Below are 22,531 nucleotides of genomic sequence, written 5' to 3' on the forward strand. Positions count from 1 at the left end.
ACGAACGTCTCTCTTTCCTTCATTTCGTTTGTTCGCCGTTTTTTCTCTGGGCAGCTTCCTCTCGATTGGAAATCCGGGATGGCCGCTGCTTTGTTTGAGTATGCCCAAATTTATGGAAGGCGTATGTATAATTTTGGATAATCAACACTCGTGATACAAAATCAATATTCGTTTGATGTTAAACAAAGCAATATAGGTCAAAAAAATCATGGTTTCTTCTGTTATCTTATTTGTAAGGAGGTGTAAGGAGGGCTATGAAATGAGCTACAGTCCCATTATTCAAAAAACGATTGAATATATAGAGACTAATTTGCATGAAGAATTATCTTTAGAAAACATTGCTCAGTTTGCTGGTTTTTCAAAGTACCATTTTCATCGTATTTTTCAAAAAGAAGTTGGTGTGACTGTATCTGAATATGTTCGATATCGAAGAATTGCTAATTCAGCCAACATGCTGCTTTATACGGATAAAAAGATAATAGATATTGCTTTCTATTATCGCTTTGAAACACAAGAATCATTTACCCGTTCGTTTAAGAAATATTATCAATTACCGCCAGGACAATACCGCAAAATCATGGGTAAATTAACTTTACAAAGGGAGGATGTCATGTTGAAAAACGAACAAGTGAAAGGATGGAAATTAAGCGGAAGTCACCCGTTTAATTATAAAATGGGAATTGACAGAGAAATCTTTCACAGGGGGAAAGCATCTGGATTCTTAAAGGCTGTTACTGTCCAATCTCAAGCTGAATTTGCCACAATGATGCAACAATTTAAGGCAGAAAAGTATCTTGGTAAAAGGATAAAACTTTCTGGGTTTATAAAATCAAAAGGTGTTGATGGATTCTGTGGGTTTTGGATGCGAGTGGATGATGCACTTGGGGATGTGTTGCAATTTGATAATATGAGTGACCGCCCGATTGTAGGAGATACTGAATGGAATCATTACTATATCGTTTTAGATGTTCCTAAAAATAGTGCAGTCATATCTTTTGGTGTTTTACTTTCGGGGAAAGGGCAAGTATGGATTGATGAACTTAAATTTGAGGAAGTGGATGAGCGTACACCAACAACAAATATTGATTTTACAGTTGACCTTTTAGACGAGCCTACCAATTTATCTTTTGAAGAGTGGGAGTAGATGATATTTATCCCCGTAAAATATATCCGTCCAGGAAAAAATGTCCAAGAAGCCGAGCAGGGGCAGGGTTTTGCCTGGGTCCATGCTGGGCTTTTCTTCGTTTGAAAGGAGTACTCACTGTCTCCTTTTCGCCTGATTTCTTTCAAATTAGCGGACATGATTTATTTTCCCTTAACATAGCAGGGAAATCAAACATGATGAAAGCATGGTTCGGATAGTGTGAACGCTTGGAAGGGAAAGGCGAAAGGACATTTAGAAAAGACTGGAATGGATCAATGTGCATTTCATCGGCACTGGCCTGGTGTGTGATACAATATTTGATGCGAAGTATATTTAAGTCAGGAAGATCATGGCTCACTTGCCTGAATGAAAGGTGCGATTACAATGGACTGTTGTGCTCCGACAAACCGTGGAGAAACGACGGAAACAAACTGCCCGAACTGCGGGCAAAACGGACGACGGGTGCCGCTGATCACGCTCAAGTCGTTGTTGAAACCTGCGGCTTTGGCGACGCTTGAACCTGACCGTGATTACGCCTTTTGCCCGAACCCGTCCTGCGAAACGGTCTATTTTGCGTGGGACGGTTCGCTGACTTTTGCCGTAGGAGACTTGAAAGTGCCCGTGTTTCAAAAGGATTCGGACATGGATGTTCCTGTTTGTTACTGTTTTGACTGGACGCGGGAACGCATTGAGCGAGCTGTGCGGAACGGCGGAGAGCCGCTTCAGGAAATCAAAGCCCATGTCCAGGCAGGGCGATGCGGTTGTGAAGTGAACAACCCCCAGGGGGCTTGTTGCATGGGGAACGTGGCGGAATTTATATTCGACAGGTGAACGGGAACTGACCTGTTGAACATGGATCGGTTGCACGCTTATCCAACCATCTTTTAACCAATCATCGACCTGCACAATTATCAGCACCTGCCCATCCGCATATGACATAGAAGTTCTTCAAAAAAACAGGAGGGAACTTCTATGTTTTTGATTCCAGAGCACCAGGAGAGGTACGAGCATTTCTTGAAGCCTTTGTATGGAATGCTACTTGAAATTTCGTGGTTGTTGCGGCTCTTGCAGTACCAGTTTTTTGCCTGCGGAGTTAAAACCGAATGTGAACTACCAGATAAGGGTGAAGTTCGTAGGGACAGGGGATAGGAATTATGTGGTATGCGACGAATGTTATAATTTAATTCGAAGCGAGTTTCCTGATTTATTTGCAAATCAATGATTTTACATAGATGCGAACAGTGTTCATGAAAGGATGGGAAAAATGACCCTAACAGATAGGATTATAACTTTATTAACAGAGAAGGATGGGTTAACAGATCGGGAAATTACTGATATCTTATTGGGTAAAAATAATCCGCAACAATCAGTGAATCAAGCCTGTAGAAATTTGGCGAATAGAGGTTTGCTTAGGCGGGTTGTCCGTAAGGATGGTTTAATAGGTAATTTTTTAACCGATGACGGATTAGTAGTGAATTCGGCTCAAGGAAACGATTCCAAGATAACAGAGAATACAGATTCGAAGTTGAAAGAAGACTATATTAAAGAGGTCTTGCAGGCATACCTGCATTCAGAAGGATGGGAAACACAAATTGCGTGGGGAAAAACACCTGGAATTGATATAAACGCAATCCGAGGTAATGAGCGTTGGATTATTGAGGTGAAGGGTCTAGGAACATCAAATCCAATGAACGTGAATTATTTCTTAGGGGTATTGGCGGAAACTTTGCAAAGAATGGAGGATCCCAATGCCAAATACAGCATCGCATTACCAGATGTGAAACAGTTTCGAAATCTTTGGGACAGGCTACCTCTGTTAGCGAAGAAGAGAACAGGAATCACGGCATTATTTATCGATGAACAAGGCAATGTCAGCGAGTGCCTATGATAAAACCTAAAGATTGGTCTGTCATACCTAGCACCCTCTTTAGCTTTCCTGTCACGAATTGACACTTGAAAAATGGAGATCATTTGGCTGAGTTGGTTAGACAGGCGGGAAGAGTCTAACCTGTTCGGGTTTCATGGCGGCGAATGGCCACCGTTTTTTGAGGGTTTCTTTTCCTCGCGATGTTTCCGTTTGCCCGTGTGCTCTTGTCACGCCAGACTGAGCCATTGCATAAGATAGTAGCATATTCCAAGTGTGAGGAGAGTGAACAGGCAATTGAATCCGAATTACGTCCATCCGTATATTAGCACTCAGTGGCCCTACCCGATGTCCAGTTACTTCCCCCCTCATTATGGCTGGTGGAGCTGGTCACCGTATGCTTGCGGTATGCTACAACATGCAAGGAACGACAGGTTTCCTCCCATCAAATTGAGAGATTACGGCGGAAAACCGTTCGTTGTCAATATTGAGAGAGCCGCCGAGCAAAATCAAAATTTCCGAACCGCATTATGGACAGGAAAACATTTGCAAGTGACGTTGATGAGCATTGAGGTAGGAGGAGATATCGGACTGGAAGTTCATCCGAATGTGGACCAGTTTATTCGTATTGAACAAGGACAGGGTCTTGTGCAGATGGGGGAACGAAAAGACCGTCTGGATTTTGAAAGAAGAGTGTCCGAAGATGACGCGATCATGATTCCAGCTGGGACGTGGCATAATGTGACCAATATAGGGCATGTTCCCTTGAAGCTATATTCCATTTATGCTCCGCCCGAGCATCCGTTTGGCACGGTTCACAGGACGAAAGCCGAGGCCATGGCCGATGATCGGTGACTGATTTGGCAGTTTCGTTGGAAACCAGAGTTATGTCAGGTTTTCAATTGATTATAGGAAAAAGTAGCCGCAGAGCCCTTCGTCAGGGGTGTTCTGCGGTTTTTGCTTTCAAACGAGGGGTGCCGCCTGCAACATTTAGGGGTTCGTTTGGCAGAACGTCGCGGCTCATCAAAGCGTTTGTGTAGCTTGTTCGCTTCGGTTGGGCGCAGGCGCAATCTTGCGTGTTTCCGGTTGTCATTTTTGCCTCATTGGCGCTGACGAAGATCGCGCCGCTTCCGCTATTGCCGCGGTATGATTGGCTGCTTGTTATTTGCCTGCTCATGCAATGGTGGATGGTGCGGTCAGGGATGGAAACGCGGGATGAACTCAAAGTGATCACCTTGTTCCACGTCATTGGACTTGCGCTCGAGCTGTTTAAAGTGCGCATGGGTTCGTGGTCGTATCCGGAAGAGGGGTATACGAAAATCTTTGGCGTGCCCTTGTACAGCGGGTTTATGTATGCGAACGTCGCCAGCTATCTTTACCAGGCGTGGCGAAGGCTGAAGGTGGAGTTGGTGCAATGGCCGCCGTTTTGGATGGTCGTTCCTCTCGCTTCGGCGATTTACTTGAATTTTTTCACCCACCATTATTGGGTGGACGTTCGTTGGTGGCTCTCAAGCCTCGTCATGCTTGTCTTTTGGCGGTCATGGGTGACGTATGAGGTCGGGGGAATCCGCTACCGGATGCCGCTTGTTTTGTCGTTTTTGCTGATCGGGTTTTTCATCTGGATCGCGGAAAACATCGCCACCTTTTTTGGCGCTTGGCAATATCCAAACCAGGCGAAGGCGTGGAGCCTTGTTCATTGTATGGGCGATCATGGCTACGATCGATGTTTCGATTAAGTACAGGTGTTCGAGCACTTGGGCGATGGTCCAACTCCCTTTCGCCGCCCGGGTGTTCAGCTGTTCGTCCGACAGCCCGGAAACGCTTTTGATCAGCTGTTGGCGCACTCGCTCATTATGATCCATCATGTTTCCCTCATTTCGATGTAGATTTGGTTTCATCGTACGATAAGGAAGATCAACCGTAAAGCCGTTTTGTGTTCGCCGTGATCATGGTTTTGACTTGTTCGATATCTTGGCCATAGTGTGCCGCCACGGCTCGCGCGGAGTCCAATAGCCATAACGGCGTTGTCAGTTTTCCGGCAAACGGGCCGGCAAACGGCCATGGGCCATCGGTTTCAAGGAGCAGCTGCTCGATGGGAACGAGGGATAACAGCTGCTTGTCGCGCTCGCGGTAGCACACTTCCGGCGTGATGGAGATGTAGTAGCCGCATTGGACGATTTGTTTGACCACGGCAGGCTCGGCCTTCAGCCAGTGGAAATGGGCTTGTCGGACGCCAGTTTGCTGCAAGATGGCCAAGGCGGTTTCGGCGCGGTCGTAGACGGCGTGAAGAACGAGCGGCAAGGAGGCATCCGCGGCGATGGCCGCGATTTCGGTTAATCGTTCTTGATACGCGGGCAGCTTGGCGCATGCTTCCGCTGAATAGTATGGCAGCCCGACTTCGCCGATGGCGGCGAGCAGCGGCCGCTCTTGCTTGACAAGCTCTGTCCATTCGTTCCAATCGGCTTCGCTTGGCAGCGGTTGCTCGGGATGAAAACCGATGGCGGCGTAGACGAAGGAAGGGAATCGCTGTTTCAACTCGAGCGTTCGGTGGCTTGAGCGCAAATCGGTGGATACGGCGACGACGCCGGTGATGCCCGCTTCTTGCCAACGGTTGATTTGTTCATCGATGTCCGTGTACTGGTCGAGATGAATATGAGCGTCGATCATCCACAGCGACCTCCCCTGTCCTTTTGGCCGTACGATCGCCAACTGCAGCTTATCCCCATTCCTTATCAATCTGGTACTTGCGGATGCGGTATTGCAAGTTTTGTCGGCTTAAGCCGAGCGCTTTGGCCGTTTTTGTGATGTTGAAGCCGTGATGCTGCAGCGCCTTGCGGATGTAGTAAATTTCGACTTCTTCCATGTATTTGTCAAGCGGCAACATATCTTCCGTATCGAACAAAAAGTCCGTTTTCGCTTCGTCGGGCGCCAGCTTGGCTCGAAAAGGGGCAGGCAGATGGGCGAGGGTGATGGTTTGTTCTTGTTCCATCGTCGCCATCGTTTCCAACATGACGGCCTCCAGTTCGCGCACGTTGCCGGGCCAGCTGTAAGCAAGAAACGCCTCTTGCACGTCATCGCCGAGTCCTTCGACATGTAGGCCATAGCGCTCGTTGCCTTGACGGATGAAATGGATAGCGAGCGGCAAAATGTCCTCTTTCCGTTCGCGCAACGGCGGCAGGACGATGCAGTGGACGGCAATTTGGTAGTAAAGCGATTTGAGCAATTCCCCTGCTTGGACGGCATCGATCGGGTCTCCGCTTGTCGAGGCGATGAGGCGAACATCTGCATGAACCGGTTTTTGGCCATGGGCGCGGACAAACTGTTTTTCTTGCAGGAAACGGGCAAGTTTTTGTTGAAGCGGCAGGCTTAACAAGTCAATATCGTCAAGCAGGACGGTGCCGCCGTCCGCTTGTTCAAACAAACCGGGCTGGATCTCGCCGCCTTCTTCGCTGCCAAACAGCATCGTTTCCATCCAATCGTCCGGAAGCGACAAACACGTTTGCGCAAAAAACGGCTTGGCCCGCCGTTCGCTTTCATGGTGAATGCAGGAAGCGAGCAAGTCTTTTCCTGTCCCTTTCTCCCCAATGAGCAGCACGGACGCTTCGGAGCGGGCGGCATGACGAGCAAGGCGGATGGCCTTTTGCATGGCTTCGCTTTGGCCGATGATGTCCGCAAACGTGCGGCCGGCTTCCTTGCGTTGGTGGTGTTCTTGGATCAGTTTGCGGAACTTCGTGATGTCTTTGGCGATTTCCACGGCGCCGATGATGCGCCCGTCTTTTTGCAGCGGGTGCGTTTGATTGACCGTTGTCACGGCTTGTCCTTTGTTATTGAAATAGGTTTGCTGCTTGTTCAGAATGCTCTTGCCGGTGCGCAGCGCTTCAAGCAATGTGCTCGGCTGCTCCGGGTTGAAGCGGAAGACGTCCAAAATGTTTTTATCGAGCACGTCCTCGATGTTCATGCCCTCGATGTCCCGCATTTTTCGGTTGTAAATGACGGTTTTCCCATGTTGATCGACGGCATGGACGCCAAGGTCAATCAGTTCGAGAATTTGCTCATACATCGTTAAAAGCGTTTCCATATCCCGGTTCACGATCAGCACCTCTCTTTTTTGTATTATAGCATAAGGTGGACGGGAGACAGGAAGGGAAAGAAAGATGTGAAAAAATTTTTTGCTAAATATATTGAAAATAGACAAAAATAGTTCCATAATAAAGTTATAGTTTATTATAAATTGACAAATAGATTTGCAGTAAGGGAGGTTCTGTTCCCTTTCTCGAAATGTAAGCGGTTGCGAAATCGATCATAGAGAGGGGAGAGTTTTCGGATGCAACCCGTGCAAGAACTGAAACGAGAGCTAAAAAGCAGGCATTTATTTATGATCGCGCTAGGCGGAGTGATCGGCACCGGTTTGTTTTTAGGATCGGGTTATACGATTCATGAGGCGGGGCCAGGCGGGGCCGTCGTTGCGTATCTTTTTGGCGGATTGGTTATGTATTTGACCATGCTTTCGTTAGGAGAATTGGCCGTGAGAATTCCTGATGCCGGGTCGTATCAGACGTATGCGACGAAATTCATCTCGCCGGCAGTGGGGTATTGCATCGGTTGGCTGTCATGGCTGAACTGGTCGGTGACGGTCGGCATCGAGCTGCTCACGGTCAGCATTTTGATGAAGCGATGGTTTCCTGATGTGCCGACATGGGTGTTTTGTGCGGTCTTCGCTTTGCTCTTGTTTTTGATCAACGCCTTGTCTGTCAAAGGATTTGGCGAGGTGGAGTTTTGGTTTTCGAGCATCAAGGTGCTGACGGTGATCGCCTTTATTGTTCTTGGTCTGGCGGCGATGTTCGGAGTCATCCATATGAAAAATGGACAACCTGCTCCGTTTTTCTCGAACTTTACAGACCATGGGGGCTTGTTTCCAAATGGGTTTTGGGCCATCTTTACGACGATGATCCTCGTGAACTTTTCGTTCCAAGGGACGGAATTGGTCGGCGTGGCGGCGGGGGAAAGCCGCGAGCCGGAAAAAACGGTGCCGGTTGCGCTGCGCAACACCGTATGGCGCATTTTGATCTTCTTTATTTTGGCCATTTTTGTGCTGGCTGGTTTGTTTCCGTGGGAGAAAGCCGGCGTTGTGGAAAGCCCGTTTGTTGAGGTGTTTGACAACATTGGCATTCCGTATGCAGCCGATATCATGAATTTTGTCATCATTACCGCGGTGCTGTCGGTGGCCAACTCGGGGTTATACGCGACGTCGCGCGTCCTCTGGTCGATGTCGCGCCAAGGCATGGTCAGTCCGTTTTTCAGCAAGCTATCGAAACGCGGCGTGCCGATCAACGCACTTATTGCCAGCATTGCCATCGGCTGCTTGTCGCTTTTGTGCAGCATTTACGCCGAAGATACAGTGTACGTTTGGCTGACGGCGGTCGCGGGATTTGGCGCCGTCACGGTGTGGGCTTCCATCGCGCTGTCCAGCTATTTCGGACGAAAAGCGTTTTTGCGTGAAGGCGGCGATGTGCGCGATCTGAAATACCGGACGCCGTTGTATCCGTTCGTGCCGCTCGCGGCGTTTGCGTTGAATATGGCGACGATCATCGGGCTGGCGTTTATTCCGGATCAACGGATCGCTCTTTACTGCGGCATTCCGTTTCTCCTTGCGTGTTATGGGTACTACCACCTTGTGGCGAAAAAACGGGTTCAGCTCCTAGCCGCAGAAAAAGGGGAGCTCAAGGCCGCCAAGTAAAAATCATTGAAAAAAGCCATAATCATTTGCATAATATAACTATGAAACCGTTTTATAACGAAAAATTTTTTTGCCTTTAAAAAGGAGGATGACGAAATGGTGCAGCCGTACAGACACGAACCGCTCACTGATTTTACCGTAGAAGCGAACCGCGAAGCGTTTTTGGCCGCGCTCCAAAAAGTGGAATCGGAGCTTGGGCGCGATTATCCGCTTGTGATCGGCGGCGAGCGGGTGATGACGGAAGACAAAATCACGTCGATCAATCCAGCGAACAAAGCGGAAGTCATCGGCCGGGTGGCGAAAGCGACCAAAGAGCTGGCGGAGCGGGCGATGAAAACCGCTGATGAGGCGTTTCGCACTTGGAGCCGGACAAGTCCGGAAGCGCGGGCCGATATTTTGTTCCGGGCGGCGGCGATCGTGCGCCGGCGCAAGCACGAGTTTTCCGCTTGGCTGGTGAAAGAAGCAGGCAAACCGTGGCGCGAAGCGGACGCCGATACCGCGGAAGCGATCGACTTTATGGAATATTACGGCCGGCAAATGCTGAAGCTGAAAGACGGCATTCCGGTTGAGAGCCGTCCGGGGGAAACGAACCGGTTTTTCTACATTCCGCTTGGCGTCGGGGTTGTCATTTCGCCGTGGAACTTCCCGTTTGCCATTATGGCCGGAACGACGGTCGCTTCGCTTGTCACGGGCAATACGGTGCTGTTGAAACCGGCAAGCGCAACGCCGGTCGTGGCGTATAAATTTGTGGAAGTGTTGGAAGAAGCGGGGCTTCCGGCTGGTGTGTTGAATTATATTCCGGGCAGCGGGGCTGAAGTCGGAGATTATCTCGTCGACCATCCGCGCACACGATTTATCAGCTTCACCGGATCGCGGGATGTCGGCATCCGCATTTATGAGCGGGCGGCGAAAGTGCACCCAGGGCAAATTTGGCTGAAACGCGTCATCGCGGAAATGGGCGGCAAAGACGGCATCATTGTCGATAAAGAAGCGGACCTCGAACTGGCGGCGCAATCGATCGTGGCGTCGGCGTTTGGCTACTCTGGGCAAAAATGTTCGGCGTGCTCGCGCGCCATTATCGTCGAAGATGTGTATGACCAAGTGTTGAATCGCGTTGTCGAGCTGACGAAGCAGCTCAACGTCGGCGATCCGGCGGAGCAAGCGACGTTTATGGGGCCTGTCATCGACCAAGGGGCGTACAACAAAATTATGGAGTATATCGAAATCGGCAAGCAGGAAGGCCGTCTCATGACCGGCGGGGAAGGAGACGACTCGAAAGGGTTCTTCATCCAGCCGACCGTGTTTGCGGATGTCGACCCGAACGTGCGCATCATGCAGGAGGAAATTTTCGGACCGGTCGTGGCGTTTGCGAAAGCGCGCGACTTTGACCATGCGCTTGAGATTGCGAACAACACCGAATACGGTCTGACAGGAGCCGTCATCTCGCGCAATCGGGCGAATCTTGAAAAAGCGCGGCACGAGTTCCATGTCGGCAACTTGTACTTCAACCGCGGCTGCACAGGGGCGATCGTCGGGTATCAGCCGTTTGGCGGCTTCAACATGTCAGGCACTGACTCGAAAGCGGGCGGCCCGGACTATTTGATCCTCCATATGCAAGCGAAAACCGTATCGGAAATGTTTTAAACCAAAAAAGGGCGGCGGCGTCCGCCCTTTTATAGCGAAGAAACGCAGATAAGGAAAGGAGCGGTTGATGATGGCTACGAAGTCCGAACAGCTCATTGAACAGACGGAGCGATACGGAGCGCGAAATTATCATCCATTGCCGATTGTCATTTCCGAAGCGGAAGGGGTATGGGTGAAAGACCCGGAAGGCAACCGCTATATGGACATGTTAAGCGCCTATTCGGCCGTCAACCAAGGACATCGTCATCCGAAAATTGTGGAGGCGTTGAAGCGGCAAGCTGACCGCGTCACGCTCACATCGCGCGCCTTCCATAATGACCAGCTCGGCCCATGGTACGAAAAAGTGTGCCGGCTGACGAAAAAAGAGATGGTGCTGCCGATGAACACCGGCGCCGAGGCGGTAGAAACGGCGCTCAAGGCGGCGCGCCGCTGGGCGTATGACGTGAAAGGCGTCCCTGACAATCAGGCGGAAATCATCGTTTGTGAAGGCAATTTCCATGGCCGGACGCTCGCCGCGGTGTCGTTGTCGTCCGAACCGGCTTATAAACGCGGTTTTGGTCCGCTTTTGCCCGGGGTGAAAATCATCCCGTACGGGGATATCGAAGCGCTCAAGGCAGCGATGACACCGAATACGGCGGCGTTTCTTGTCGAACCAATCCAAGGGGAAGCCGGCATCCGCATCCCGCCGCAAGGCTTTTTAAAAGCGGCCTATGACGTGTGCAAAGAACACAACGTGTTGTTCATCGCCGATGAAATCCAAACCGGGCTAGGACGGACGGGGAAGTTGTTTGCTTGCGACTGGGAAAATGTTGTGCCTGATATGTATATTTTAGGGAAAGCATTGGGCGGCGGGGTGTTCCCGATTTCGTGCGTTGTTGCCAATCGCGATATTTTGTCGGTGTTTGAACCGGGCTCGCACGGCTCGACGTTTGGCGGCAATCCGCTCGCTTGCGCGGTATCGATCGCCGCGCTTGAGGTGATCGAAGAAGAGCGGCTGGCGGAGCGGTCGCTTGAGCTTGGCGAATATTTTTTGGCAAAGTTAAAGCAAATCGAAAACAAGGACATTAAAGAAATCCGCGGCCGCGGCTTGTTTATCGGTGTCGAGCTGCATGGACCGGCGCGTCCGTATTGCGAAGCGCTGAAAGAACAAGGGCTGCTTTGCAAGGAGACGCATGAGACGGTCATCCGTTTTGCGCCGCCGCTCATTATTACGAAAGAAGAGCTCGACTGGGCGATTGAGCGGATTGTAAAGGTGCTGTCCCAACCGACTGCGGTTTAAAAAAGTGGAAAAAAGGTGTCCCGAAAGTACAGCGGGGCGCCTTTTTGTTTTGCGGGGAATGGCGGTTTTCTGTTAAGATAGGGAAAGGATTGCATTGACGCTGCATAAACATCCTACATAAGCGAAGGGCGAGTGAATGGAGGAAGAACGCGTGCAGGCTTGGATCACTGATTTTATGGAGCAATTCGGATATATCGGTATTTTTTTGATGATCGCGCTTGAAAATATTTTCCCGCCGATTCCGTCGGAAGTCATTTTGCCGTTTGGCGGATTTATGACGACGTACACGTCTTTGACGGTGCCAGGCGTCATTGTGGCAGCGACAGCGGGATCGATCGTTGGGGCGATCGTGCTGTATGGGATCGGCCGGCTGTTGTCCGTTGAGCGGCTTGAGCGGATCGTTGACCGCTGGGGCGGATGGCTGCGGGTGAAGCCGGAAGACATTTCCAAGGCGAACCGGACATTTCAGCGCTACGGAGTGTGGGCGGTATTCCTTGGTCGTATGATTCCATTGGTGCGCAGTTTGATTTCGATTCCCGCTGGCATGTCGAAAATGAATATATGGCTGTTTGTCTGGCTGTCGGTGTTGGGAACACTCATTTGGAATACGCTTTTAATCTCGATCGGGGCGGCGCTCGGCCAATCGTGGGAAAAAGTATCTGAAGTGATTGGGATGTACGCCGAAGTGGTGTATGTCATTATTGCTATAATTATTTTGGTTGCAGCTGTCCGCTTTTGGAAACGGCGTCGGGCTTCTTAGTTCCGATATCTTAAGGGGTTTCTTTCCAGAAAGGGCTACCCTCAAGGTTGCTTTTTAGCCTTGGAGGTAGCCCTTTTGTTCTTCCATGAAGGTTTCGTTTGCTTTGTTCATGAGCGGTCTGAGCAGTAGAATGCACGAGGGTGGTTTAGTTCGTATCCTGGATCTCTAAGCGTGAGCGTTCAACAATATAGAAAAGGAAGCTCCTGCTTCAAAGGAAACAGGAGTCGAGACAAAGATGAAGGCAATTAAACGAGCTTCGCCGCAATCTTTGGTTCACCATGTCCGTCAAAAGGATTAACGTTTCAATAATAAATAAATGAAGTACGGTGCACCGATTAATGACACAACGACTCCTGCTGGGAGCGGTTCGGCAAGGGCATTGCGCCCAATCGTGTCAGCCGTGAGCAACAGCCAGCCACCGATGAGCATCGAGGTCGGAATGGATCGCTCATGACGAGGCCCGACGATCATTTTGGCGATATGCGGCGCCATCAATCCGATAAAGGAGATGCCCCCGGTTACAGAGACGGCGGCGGCCGCGACGGCAACAGCTGTTATCATAAGCACGAGCCGCTCGCGGCGGACGTGGACGCCGACCCCGATCGAAACAGGGTCGCCTAAGTGCAAAATATTGAGATGCTTCGCCCGATGTAGCGCCACCAGTGTGCCCGCAGCCAACCACGGCAGCATGGCGAAAATGAACGGCCAATCATCGCCCCAAATGTTTCCGGAAAGCCATCTAGCAATAAAATCAACTTTTGTCCGATCAGCGGCGGAAATGAGGACGATCATCAGCCCAGATAGCGCCATCGACATGCCGACGCCGGTTAAGATAAACGGCACCGGCTGCAGCCCGGTTGTTTTCTTGTAGGAGACGGCATAGATGGCAACTGCTGTCAGAATCGCCCCGGTGAAGGCAACGAGCGGCAAGGCGTAAAGAAATGTTCCGGCCTCAATCGGAAAAAACAAAAAGAACAAGGCGACGCCCGCGCCTGCGCCGGCGTTGATCCCAAGCACGCCCGGGTCGGCGAGGTCATTGCGCGTGAGGCCTTGCAATACGGCCCCGGATAAGGCGAGCGCCATGCCGGCCAACAAGGTGATGAAAAGGCGCGGCAGGCGAAGGGAAAACAAAATGAATTCCTCTTCCATCGAACCGTAGCCCAATAGTGTCGGGACGATGCGGTTATATGAGAGCGGCGCATCGCCGGTGCTTAAGGCGACGGCCGCTGTTGCGGCAATGAGCAACGCAAGCACGGCAAAGAGCGAAAAACTTTTTTTTCTCATGAAAAGCCCCTCCCTTGTTTCCGCACGACGAAGAGGAAAAACGGCAAGCCGATGACGGCGATGATGGCGGCCACCGGCGTTTCAAACGGGGCATTGACCGTGCGCGCCGCCGTGTCGGCCAGCACCATGGCGCTGGCGCCGACAGTCGCTGACAGCGGGATGACAAACCGGTAGTCGGCGCCGGCTATTGCCCTCACGAGGTGAGGAACCATTAAGCCGATAAAGGTGATATTGCCGGCGATGGCGACCGACGCTCCTGTTAATAAAAACACAGCGAAAAACAGCCATGTTTTGACGGTCGTTGTTTTTTGCCCAACGCCAACCGCGACGTCTTCACTCAAACTAAGGATCGTCAGCTGTCGTGAATACCATGCGGCAATAGCGAGCCCGGTCGTGATGAGCGGGATGACGACCGACAATTGTTTCCATGAAGCTCCGGCCACCCCGCCTGACGTCCACATCGAGACGTCTTTGGAAATGTGGAAATACAGTCCGATTCCTTCGGCGATGGCGAATAAAAGCGTCGAAACCGCCGAGCCGGCCAAGACGATGCGAAGCGGTGAAAACCCTCCTTTGCGGGCGGCGCCGATGCCAAAGACGGCCCCTGCCCCGGCGGCCGCACCAAGCAAACAGGCGACCGTGATCAAAAGATAATGGGCGGAAGGGAAAAAGGCCATTGTCATGGCCAACGCTGCGTTTGCGCCGGCGGTGAGGCCAAGGAGACCGGGGTCGGCAAGCGGATTGCGCGTCATCCCCTGCATGATCGCTCCGGCGACGGCAAGGCCGGCGCCGACAAAGGCGGCCGCTGTTTCGCGCGGCAGACGGAGCTCGCGAATGAGATCAAGCTGTTTGCTTTGTTGATCGGAAAACAACGCCCGCCATACGTCGCTCCATGTCGTATCGGCGACGCCGACTCGCATCGAGCCAAACCAAACGGCGACAAGCAGGCCAAGCGACAGAAAAAACATATAGCGAAACGGCCAACGCCGGCGGTCTGCGTCCATTGGTGACTCCCCCTTTGACACAAAGAAGGACGGGACATTCACTGCCCATGAACGCCCCGTCTCGTCGTTATTGGCCTAAAAAATGCTTTTTAAAGAAATCGAGCTGGTAGTCTAACGTAATCGGGTCGTTGAAATAAAATGCCTTCGCATCGGCGACAAACATATGGCCGTTTTTGACAGCAGGGATGTTTTTGAACGTGTTCGTTTCCATAAACGATGTGTCGCCGTCGTCGTTTTTGCTTAAGATGAGATAATCGCCGACAAACTGCGGGAGCGCCTCAAGGGAAACGGCATAGTAGCCCGGTTTGAGCGCCTGTTCTTCTACAGCTTTTGGCATTTTCAGCTTCATTTCTTGATACAAAATCTCAGTGCCGCGCGCCCAGTTGTTGCCGAACACATACAGCTGCTTATCAAAGTTTTCGGCTACAGTGACGGTCGCGTTTTCACCAATTTTGGCCCGGATTTCTTCCCCGGCTTGTTGCGCCCGTTGTTTGAAATCGTCGATCCACGCTTTCGCTTCTTTTTCTTTATTCAACAGTTTCCCGATTTCCAAAAACTGTGTCAAATAATCGACTTTGCCGTATGTAAAGGTGACGGTCGGCGCGATTTTGCTTAATTTGTGGACGTTTTTCGTATTGGATAATCCGATGATTAAGTCCGGTTTTAACGCCATAATTTTTTCAATGTCTTCATCGGTCACGACTTCGGCATCTTTCAGTTTTTCTTGAAAAAGCGGGCTCATTTTCGACCACGAATCCACGCCAACAACGGGGACGTCCAAGGCCAGCACATGTCCGGCAAACGTCGATAAGACGACGACGCGCTTCGGATTAGCCGGCACTTCCACCGGTCCGTTTTCCGATTGGTATGTAATCGTTTCCGTCTTTTTTTCTTTTGGTGAAGCGCTGTTGTTCTTTTGATCGTCCGCCGCGTTGCCGCATGCGCTTAGCACAAGCGCGAACATCAGCAACAATGCAAGCCATGTTTTCCTCATGATGAATTAAGCCTCCCTGAGCAATTGATAAGTGAAGCAAATTGGTTTGTTCGTCCGCGGGTCGCGGCCGATGTCGGCGTCGATGCCGAACACGTCGCGGAGCACTTCGCGGCAGATAACGTCTTCGCTCCGCCCGGACTTGATGATGGCTCCTTCTTTCATAGCGATGATATAGTCGGCAAAGCGGGCCGCCTGGTTGATGTCATGAAGCACCATGACGATCGTCCGCCCTTCTTCTTGGTTCAGCCGCTCAAGCAGCTCGAGCACCTCAAGCTGATGGGCGATGTCCAAATACGTCGTCGGTTCATCCAAAAAGATGATGTCGGTCTCTTGGGCGAGCGCCATGGCGATCCAGACGCGCTGCCGCTGCCCGCCCGAGAGCGCATCGACCGGCCGGTGCTTTAAGTCGGCCGTTTTGGTGACGTCAAGCGCCCAGTCAATCGCTTCATAATCCCGCTTTGTCAGCCGTCCGAATCCTTTTTGATACGGAAAGCGGCCGTACGAGACGAGCTCAGCGACCGTTAATCCGCTTGTCGCTTCCGGCGTCTGCGGCAAAATGGCCATTTTTTTCGCCAGCTCTTTCGTCGGTTGCTGGGAAATGGCTTGACCGTCTAAAATGACCGCGCCCGATTGCGGGGAAATGATGCGCGTCAACGTCTTGAGCAGCGTCGACTTGCCGCACCCGTTCGGCCCGATAATGGCAGTGATTTGCCGATCGGGAATGCGGACGGACAATCGTTCAAAAATCGTCCGGTCGTCATAGCGGACGGTGAGCTCCTCGGCATACAAGCGAACCATGCGGCCACCTCCTTTTGGACTAAGAAAATGAAAATCACTATCATTAACAATCTTTATTATAACGAAATTCTTAAAAAAGACAATGAATTTTCTCATCGAAAAAACAAGTTTTATTTACCGGGCGCCGGCGATGGCGCATGTGATCGCCATTGCCCGCCAGGCGGCGGCCGTGGATGTCACCGTGCTTTTAACCGGAGAGTCGGGCGTCGGAAAGGAAGAGTTAGCGAACTTCATCTGGAAGCAGAGCGCGCGCAGCGGCCGTCCGTTTGTGAAGGTAAACTGCGGGGCGATTCCGGAGACGCTGATGGAGTCCGAGCTGTTCGGCTATGAGCCCGGGGCGTTCACCGGTGCGGCGAAAAAAGGAAAAAAGGGTTACTTTGAACAGGCGGATGGCGGGACGATTTTTCTCGATGAAATTAGCGAAATCCCGCTCCACCTGCAAGTAAAACTCCTTCGTGTGCTTCAGTCGATGGAAATTATGCGCTTGGGGGCTGAGGCGCCCAAACGGATCGATGTCCGCATCATCGCCGCAACGAACAAACCGCTTGAAGAGCTGGTCGCCGCCGGGCGGTTCAGAGCTGATTTGTTTTACCGGCTGAACGTCATGCCGATCGCCATTCCGCCGCTGCGCGACCGGAAGGAAGACATCCCGCTGTTGGTCGACCATTATCGAAAGCGGTTTGCTAAAAAGTATCAAAAACAGCTCGTGTTCACCGACAGGGCGCTTGCGATGATGATGGACTACCATTGGCCTGGCAACGTCCGCGAGCTCGTCAACGCCATTGAGCGCATGTTTGTAACGTCTGCCGCGCCCGTCGTCGACGAAGATCACGTGGCCAAATGGCTTCATCTTGAGCCGCCGACGGCTGCCGATCCGGTGTCAGTCAGCGAGGTCGTTCCGCTCAAACAAGCGGTGGCGGACGTCGAGCGCCAGCTCATCATCAAAGCGCTTCATCATGCGCGCACGTATCGGCGGGCGGCGAAGCTGTTGGGTGTCGATGCGTCGACCCTTGTGCGCAAGGCGCAAAAATATGGAATCGAATCACGGGGAGGGGAAGAAGATGGATTTTACGTTGCCAGCCGAGATTGAATTTTTAAAAGAAAACGTCCGTAAATTTGTGAAAGAAGTCGTGGAGCCGGTGGCCATGGACATTGAAGAAAACGACCACATTCCAGAAGATATTATTGAAAAATCGAAAGCCATGGGGCTGTTCGGCTTAAGCATCCCGGAAGAATACGGCGGCCTTGGCTTGTCGATGGTCGGCAAATGCGCCATTTATGAAGAACTCGGGAAAACGCATAACGGCTATACGACATTAATCGGCGCCCATACCGGCATCGGTACGGTCGGCATCGTCGAGCTCGGCACCGAGGAACAAAAGCGGCGCTACTTGCCGAAAATGGCAACAGGGGAATGGATCGGCGCTTTTGCCTTAACCGAGCCGAGCGCCGGTTCGAACGCCGCCGCGATTAAAACGACCGCCGTCCGCAAAGGCGACCGCTACATCATTAACGGCTCGAAGCATTACATTACGAATGCTGTCGACGCCCACGTGTTTACGGTGATGGCGGTCACCGATCCGTCAAAAGGCCCGAAAGGCATTACCTCGTTTATTGTGGAAAAAGATTTCCCCGGCTTTATCGTCGGAAAAGTCGAGCGGAAAATGGGGCTGCGCGGATCGCATTCAGCCGAGCTGTTTTTTGACAACTTGGAAGTGCCGGTCGAAAACGTGCTTGGAAAAGAAGGCGAGGGATATGTCAACGCTCTCAAAATCCTCGCCAACGGCCGCGCGGGTCTCGCCGCCCGCAACCTCGGTTCGTGCATCCGCCTCTTGGAATACTGCATGGAATACGCCGAACAGCGCGAGCAGTTCGGCAAGCCGATCATCGAGCAGCAAGCGATCCAGCATATGTTGGCGGAAATGAGCATGTTGATCGAAGTGCTGCGCTCAACCGTTTACCGCGTCGCCTGGATGGTCGACCAAAAGATGCGCGTCGTCAAAGAAGCGGCCATTGCCAAACTGTTCGGCTCGGAAGTGTACAACAAAATCGCCGATCTCGCCGTACAGATTCACGGCGGCCTCGGTTACATGAAAGACTACCCGATCGAACGCTACTTTCGTGATGCCCGCATCACGAAAATTTACGAAGGCACCTCGGAAATCCAGCGCAACATCATCGCGAGCGAATTGCGGAGAGAATACGGACGACGTTAGCGAACTTTTGGCTGCGCACCGCCATTTACACCGGATCGGGCGCCCGCGCGCTCGTGCCGGATTTGTTCCGCGGGCTAGGGGCGAAACGGGTGCTGTTGCTTTCTGACCGTGGGCTTGAGCAAGCTGGGGTTGTCGAAAAAGTAGCGAGCCTCTTTGACTTGACGACACATGGAGTGGGACCAGAGCTTGCAGGCATCTTTTTGGATATTCGCCAAGATGCGGAAAGTGAATGCGTCAATGAAGCGGTGCGCTATGCGCGTGAGATGGGAGCGGACGCCTTGTTGGCGGTCGGCGGCGGCAGCGTGCTCGATACGGCGAAAGGGGTGAAATACGCCCTTTTCAAAGGGTTGCGCGACATTAAAGTCCATTGAACGAATCCGCCAGCTGCGCGACGACATTGGCTTGCCAAGGGATTTTGCTGACTACCCGATCACGGCGGAGCAATTTGCTGCCACCATCCCGGCGGTTGCCTCCGATCCGGCTGCAGTCAGCTTCCCGATGCCGCTTGAATGGATTCGGGCGATCGGCGAGCGCGTCGTCAAGCTGACAGTGGAAAAAGGACAAGGCAAGTAGAAACAGGTGTCCCGTTCGGTATGCGGGACACCTGTTTTCGTGCCGGCCGTTCAGCCGCGCGGCCGTCCGATGACCGCATCTAACGACCAAAGCCGGCTGCCGTTCAGCCACAAATATACGGACATCGCAAGCAAGGCGAGGTTGAATTCATAGCCCGTTTCCCGGCCGTTGCCAAGCAAACCGGCGTCGGCTTTCGCCGTGGCGATAGCTCCAGCCATGATGATGGCAAACGCCGCCGCAATCGGCCGTGTGCCAAGGCCAAGCATCATCGCCCAGCCGCCGGCAAGCTCCACCATCGTCACGATGTAGGCGAGCCAGCCGGGAAGCCCCATCGCCGCAAACGAATCGGCCGCTGCCTCAAGCCCCCGTTGCCATTTCACCCAGCCATGGGCGAAAAAGATGAACCCAGTGACAATCCGCAACAGAAAGGCGCCGAATTCCTGGGAATGCATGAGATTCTCCCTCCTTGTCCCAACAGCATGGTAGTACAATGTATGCGGGTGGGTCCGCCTCATGCCTTTCGTTCGCCATTTGACTAGCGATGGGTTACAATGGAGGGGAAGCGCGTCAAAAGTAGAGGAGGATGGCCATGAAAATTGAAGTATGGTCTGATTTTGTCTGCCCGTTTTGCTATATCGGCAAACGCCGATTGGAACAGGCGCTTGAGCCATTTCCGCACCGGGAAGACGTTGAAATCGTATTCCGCAGCTTTGAACTCGATCCAAACGCACCAAACGAGACCCCATTGACGATTCATGAAATCATTGCCAACAAATACGGCATTTCGCTCGAGGAAGCGAAGCGGGCGAACGCCGATATCGGCCGGCAGGCGGAGGCGGTCGGTTTGACGTTCCGCTTTGACACGATGAAGCCGACGAATACGTTTGACGCCCACCGGTTGGCTCAATATGCGAATGAAAAAGGAAAGCTTCAAGATGTCGTCGAGCGGTTGTTTTACGCCTATTTTACGGAGTCGAAGCGAATCAGCGACCGCAATGTGCTGCTTGCGATCGCCGAAGCAGCCGGGCTTGACCGGACGGAAGCGGAAGAAGTGTTGGCCAGCGGCCGCTACACACAAGAGGTGCGCCGCGATGAGGAAGAAGCGGCGGCGTTGGGCGTCCGCGGCGTGCCGTTTTTCGTTCTGAACCGGAAGTATGCGATTTCCGGCGCCCAGCCGGTTGAGGTGTTCCGGCGGGCGCTGGAGAAGGTATGGGAGGAAGAACAATCGCGGCCGCTGCAGCCGCTGTCGACTGATCAAGGCGGGACGTGCACCGACGAAGGGTGCTCTATTTAAGAAAATAAATCAAAAGGAAAAGCCGGTTAGGGATGCCTAGCCGGCTTTTTTGCGAAGCCCCATAATGAAACAATGGGAGAGAAGATTAACCGCGCTTCACAAACAGCGGCAAGTCCGTATGCCCCATGCTGCGGACGTAGACGAACAGCTGGCCTTTATGATGAATTTCGTGATCCATTGCCATTTGCAACAACTGTTTGGTTGGAATTTGAATGCCGAAAATCGATGTTAAATCGAGCGTTCGGTCGAAGTCGTCATCGCGCATCGATTCGATGAGCTGCTTCGTTTTTTCCGTATACGACTCCGCCAGCTTGGCCAAATTCGTCTCCGATTCCTCGATTTTTTGCCGGAACAGCGATGGATCGCCGTGTTTCGCCGTGTTGGCGAAATTGTAGAAGCTGAACAGCATATGTGTCGCCAGCTGCTTTGCTGTCATCGAGGTCGGCGTCGGTTTGTAATCATAATGCGCCTCGTCGATTTTGTGGATCAATTCCATCGTGACATGGCGGTGGGAAAGGAAATATTGCACCCATTGTTGTGCGCGGGACATGCGTATTCCTCCTTTGGAATTCATTTCCTCGTCCTATTATACCACAAATAGAGGAAATGTTGGCGGCTAGTGTTTCTCCTTGTTTTGGTCCTTTGCCTGTCACCTTTTCCTTTCAAATGCTTATTCTATTAATAAAATAAGAAAAAATGTGGAGTGGATGTCCCTATATAAGTTGCAATTTTGTTTTACATGGCATTGTTCGCTCTTCTTGTCACCGTGCCAGCTTGTTAGGTGATAAAGTAAAGACGGGACATGGAGGTCGGAAATTCTTTATTACAACCTATATATAGTGTCTTCGTGAAAAACGCCGGACATGTAAGGAAGGGGAGAAAACGACGATGCCGAAAATTTTTATTGACCCCGGTCATGGGGGAAGAGATACCGGCGCGATCGGCAACGGGTTGTTGGAGAAAGACATTACGTTGTTTATCGCTCTTGAAATCAACCGTCTGCTGCAAAATGAGTATGAAGGAGTGTTGGTGCAGCTGAGTCGGACAAAAGATGAAACGGTGCCGCTTGAGGAGCGGACGGATCGGGCCAATCAATGGGGGGCGGATTTATACGTGTCGATTCACGTGAATGCCGGTGGCGGCACGGGGTATGAAGATTATATTTATAATCGGCTCGATGACGATTCGGTAACAGCCCGCATCCGCGATGCCATTCATGAAGAAGTCGTCAAGGCTACAGGATTTCGCGACCGTGGGAAAAAGAAAGCAAACTTCCATGTGCTGCGCGAAACAGTGATGCCGGCGGTGCTCACGGAGAATGGATTTATTGATCGAAAAGAGGATGCAGAAAAATTGAATGACACCCAGTTTTTGCGAACAGTCGCCCGTGGGCATGTGAATGGAATGGCACGGGCATTGGATCTGACAAAAAATCAAACCTCTCTTTAACGCGTGTGACAGTGGATGGAACGCAAGTCGAGGCATTTGCGGAGAAGGAAAATGTGCTGCGTCAAGTGGAGCGTTATTTAGGAAGAGCGAAGCGGATTGTGCTTGAACAAGTCGAGGAATGACGGGAACGCTTGCCTAGTTTCAGCTGGGCGAGCGTTTTTTTGTCCGTTTGTCCTAGAAGGGTGGTGATGGAGTGAAAAAAACACGAAAAACACGGTGTTCTCAAGTTGAGAAGCCTTTTAACAACCCATACGCCGCAAGTCCCCCGCCTCTAAGCGAAGCGTAGGCGGGGGATACGCGGCGTCCTTTTTTTTACTTTTGATCAAAAAAAGTAAAAAAATGGGAGAATCGATGAAAAAAGAATATAGATTTTCGATTATTCATATTTTATATTATAAGTAAGGAGGTGAAAGGATGTATCGAACGGTCAAAATACCTTTTCAAACATCAAAAAAAGATATCGATCGATTATTCGAATGCAACCGAATATC

At 51.6% G+C, this 22,531-nt stretch carries 21 protein-coding genes and 4 pseudogenes; 16 read left to right on the top strand and 9 right to left on the bottom strand.

What is annotated here, in order from left to right; genetic code table 11:
• The 6 genes and pseudogenes from ETC02_RS13950 to ETC02_RS13975 form a co-directional block, all read left to right on the top strand.
• A pseudogene (locus ETC02_RS13950) lies at positions 1 to 141 on the top strand (IS4 family transposase); the annotation flags it as partial.
• A gap of 118 nt (positions 142 to 259) precedes the next feature.
• On the top strand, positions 260 to 1,144 hold the full coding sequence (locus tag ETC02_RS13955) for a helix-turn-helix transcriptional regulator (RefSeq protein WP_050368077.1): 885 nt from the start codon (positions 260 to 262) through the stop codon (positions 1,142 to 1,144).
• Between the two features lie 384 nt (positions 1,145 to 1,528).
• A complete protein-coding gene (locus ETC02_RS13960; RefSeq protein WP_171698358.1) occupies positions 1,529 to 1,975 on the top strand; it encodes a putative iron-sulfur cluster-binding metallochaperone in 447 nt (148 codons plus the stop codon).
• 433 nt (positions 1,976 to 2,408) lie between these two features.
• Positions 2,409 to 3,032 carry a hypothetical protein gene (locus tag ETC02_RS13965; RefSeq protein ID WP_015373749.1) on the top strand — a complete coding sequence of 208 codons (624 nt, stop codon included), beginning with the start codon at positions 2,409 to 2,411 and terminating at the stop codon, positions 3,030 to 3,032.
• A 273-nt stretch (positions 3,033 to 3,305) separates the two neighbouring features.
• A complete protein-coding gene (locus ETC02_RS13970) occupies positions 3,306 to 3,863 on the top strand; it encodes a cupin domain-containing protein (RefSeq protein ID WP_063211572.1) in 558 nt (185 codons plus the stop codon).
• A 221-nt stretch (positions 3,864 to 4,084) separates the two neighbouring features.
• Positions 4,085 to 4,744 carry a DUF817 domain-containing protein gene (locus tag ETC02_RS13975; RefSeq protein WP_371810213.1) on the top strand — a complete coding sequence of 220 codons (660 nt, stop codon included), beginning with the start codon at positions 4,085 to 4,087 and terminating at the stop codon, positions 4,742 to 4,744.
• A 15-nt stretch (positions 4,745 to 4,759) separates the two neighbouring features.
• Here the strand turns inward: ETC02_RS13975 and ETC02_RS13980 are convergent.
• From ETC02_RS13980 to ETC02_RS13990, 3 genes and pseudogenes are all read right to left on the bottom strand, one after another.
• Positions 4,760 to 4,906: pseudogene (locus ETC02_RS13980) on the bottom strand (DinB family protein); the annotation flags it as partial.
• A gap of 16 nt (positions 4,907 to 4,922) precedes the next feature.
• Entirely contained in the window at positions 4,923 to 5,675 is a 753-nt protein-coding gene (locus ETC02_RS13985) for a TatD family hydrolase (protein WP_171698355.1), read from the bottom strand.
• A 49-nt stretch (positions 5,676 to 5,724) separates the two neighbouring features.
• Positions 5,725 to 7,098: a sigma-54 interaction domain-containing protein gene (locus ETC02_RS13990; RefSeq protein WP_050368744.1), complete on the bottom strand. Its 1,374-nt coding sequence runs from the start codon at positions 7,096 to 7,098 to the stop codon at positions 5,725 to 5,727.
• 234 nt (positions 7,099 to 7,332) lie between these two features.
• On the opposite strand from ETC02_RS13990, the gene ETC02_RS13995 reads away from it, so the two are divergent.
• The 4 genes from ETC02_RS13995 (at position 7,333) to ETC02_RS14010 (ending at position 12,428) form a co-directional block, all read left to right on the top strand.
• Complete coding sequence (locus ETC02_RS13995) at positions 7,333 to 8,745, top strand: amino acid permease (RefSeq protein WP_063211568.1); 1,413 nt, start codon at positions 7,333 to 7,335, stop codon at positions 8,743 to 8,745.
• A gap of 96 nt (positions 8,746 to 8,841) precedes the next feature.
• Entirely contained in the window at positions 8,842 to 10,389 is a 1,548-nt protein-coding gene (gene pruA, locus ETC02_RS14000) for an L-glutamate gamma-semialdehyde dehydrogenase (protein WP_050368080.1), read from the top strand.
• 70 nt (positions 10,390 to 10,459) lie between these two features.
• Complete coding sequence (locus ETC02_RS14005; RefSeq protein WP_050368081.1) at positions 10,460 to 11,668, top strand: ornithine--oxo-acid transaminase; 1,209 nt, start codon at positions 10,460 to 10,462, stop codon at positions 11,666 to 11,668.
• 151 nt (positions 11,669 to 11,819) lie between these two features.
• The gene (locus tag ETC02_RS14010) at positions 11,820 to 12,428 is read left to right on the top strand and encodes a DedA family protein (RefSeq protein WP_063211570.1); all 609 of its coding nucleotides are present in this window, start codon (positions 11,820 to 11,822) and stop codon (positions 12,426 to 12,428) included.
• Between the two features lie 294 nt (positions 12,429 to 12,722).
• On the opposite strand, the gene ETC02_RS14015 is transcribed toward ETC02_RS14010, so the two are convergent.
• The 4 genes from ETC02_RS14015 to ETC02_RS14030 form a co-directional block, all read right to left on the bottom strand.
• Positions 12,723 to 13,712 carry a FecCD family ABC transporter permease gene (locus tag ETC02_RS14015; protein ID WP_063211566.1) on the bottom strand — a complete coding sequence of 330 codons (990 nt, stop codon included), beginning with the start codon at positions 13,710 to 13,712 and terminating at the stop codon, positions 12,723 to 12,725.
• A complete protein-coding gene (locus ETC02_RS14020) occupies positions 13,709 to 14,716 on the bottom strand; it encodes a FecCD family ABC transporter permease (RefSeq protein ID WP_047817675.1) in 1,008 nt (335 codons plus the stop codon). The genes ETC02_RS14015 and ETC02_RS14020 overlap by 4 nt, the downstream gene beginning before the upstream one ends.
• 67 nt (positions 14,717 to 14,783) lie before the next feature.
• A complete protein-coding gene (locus ETC02_RS14025; RefSeq protein WP_063211564.1) occupies positions 14,784 to 15,710 on the bottom strand; it encodes an iron-hydroxamate ABC transporter substrate-binding protein in 927 nt (308 codons plus the stop codon).
• 6 nt (positions 15,711 to 15,716) lie between these two features.
• On the bottom strand, positions 15,717 to 16,508 hold the full coding sequence (locus ETC02_RS14030) for an ABC transporter ATP-binding protein (RefSeq protein ID WP_050368084.1): 792 nt from the start codon (positions 16,506 to 16,508) through the stop codon (positions 15,717 to 15,719).
• Positions 16,509 to 16,605: 97 nt separating this feature from the next.
• Here ETC02_RS14030 and ETC02_RS14035 point away from each other — a divergent pair.
• The 4 genes and pseudogenes from ETC02_RS14035 to ETC02_RS17790 all read left to right on the top strand — a co-directional run.
• Positions 16,606 to 17,598, top strand: a pseudogene (locus ETC02_RS14035) (sigma-54 interaction domain-containing protein); the annotation flags it as partial.
• On the top strand, positions 17,570 to 18,724 hold the full coding sequence (locus ETC02_RS14040; protein ID WP_050368085.1) for an acyl-CoA dehydrogenase family protein: 1,155 nt from the start codon (positions 17,570 to 17,572) through the stop codon (positions 18,722 to 18,724). The pseudogene ETC02_RS14035 and the gene ETC02_RS14040, both read left to right, overlap by 29 nt.
• A 53-nt stretch (positions 18,725 to 18,777) precedes the next feature.
• Complete coding sequence (locus ETC02_RS17785; RefSeq protein ID WP_371810214.1) at positions 18,778 to 19,095, top strand: iron-containing alcohol dehydrogenase; 318 nt, start codon at positions 18,778 to 18,780, stop codon at positions 19,093 to 19,095.
• A 31-nt stretch (positions 19,096 to 19,126) separates the two neighbouring features.
• The gene (locus tag ETC02_RS17790; RefSeq protein WP_253264157.1) at positions 19,127 to 19,297 is read left to right on the top strand and encodes a hypothetical protein; all 171 of its coding nucleotides are present in this window, start codon (positions 19,127 to 19,129) and stop codon (positions 19,295 to 19,297) included.
• Between the two features lie 50 nt (positions 19,298 to 19,347).
• Here ETC02_RS17790 and ETC02_RS14050 read toward each other — a convergent pair whose 3' ends face one another.
• Positions 19,348 to 19,749 carry a DoxX family protein gene (locus ETC02_RS14050; RefSeq protein ID WP_050368086.1) on the bottom strand — a complete coding sequence of 134 codons (402 nt, stop codon included), beginning with the start codon at positions 19,747 to 19,749 and terminating at the stop codon, positions 19,348 to 19,350.
• 137 nt (positions 19,750 to 19,886) lie between these two features.
• On the opposite strand from ETC02_RS14050, the gene ETC02_RS14055 reads away from it, so the two are divergent.
• Positions 19,887 to 20,591: a DsbA family oxidoreductase gene (locus ETC02_RS14055; protein ID WP_015373773.1), complete on the top strand. Its 705-nt coding sequence runs from the start codon at positions 19,887 to 19,889 to the stop codon at positions 20,589 to 20,591.
• Positions 20,592 to 20,676: 85 nt separating this feature from the next.
• Here the strand turns inward: ETC02_RS14055 and ETC02_RS14060 are convergent, their stop codons facing one another.
• A complete protein-coding gene (locus ETC02_RS14060) occupies positions 20,677 to 21,141 on the bottom strand; it encodes a DinB family protein (RefSeq protein WP_050368087.1) in 465 nt (154 codons plus the stop codon).
• Positions 21,142 to 21,479: 338 nt separating this feature from the next.
• Here ETC02_RS14060 and ETC02_RS14065 point away from each other — a divergent pair.
• A pseudogene (locus tag ETC02_RS14065) lies at positions 21,480 to 22,162 on the top strand (N-acetylmuramoyl-L-alanine amidase family protein).
• Positions 22,163 to 22,531 lie beyond the last annotated feature (369 nt).

Origin of the sequence: Geobacillus sp. DSP4a (assembly GCF_013096875.1) — a bacterium.
Taxonomy (GTDB): domain Bacteria; phylum Bacillota; class Bacilli; order Bacillales; family Anoxybacillaceae; genus Geobacillus; species Geobacillus thermophilus.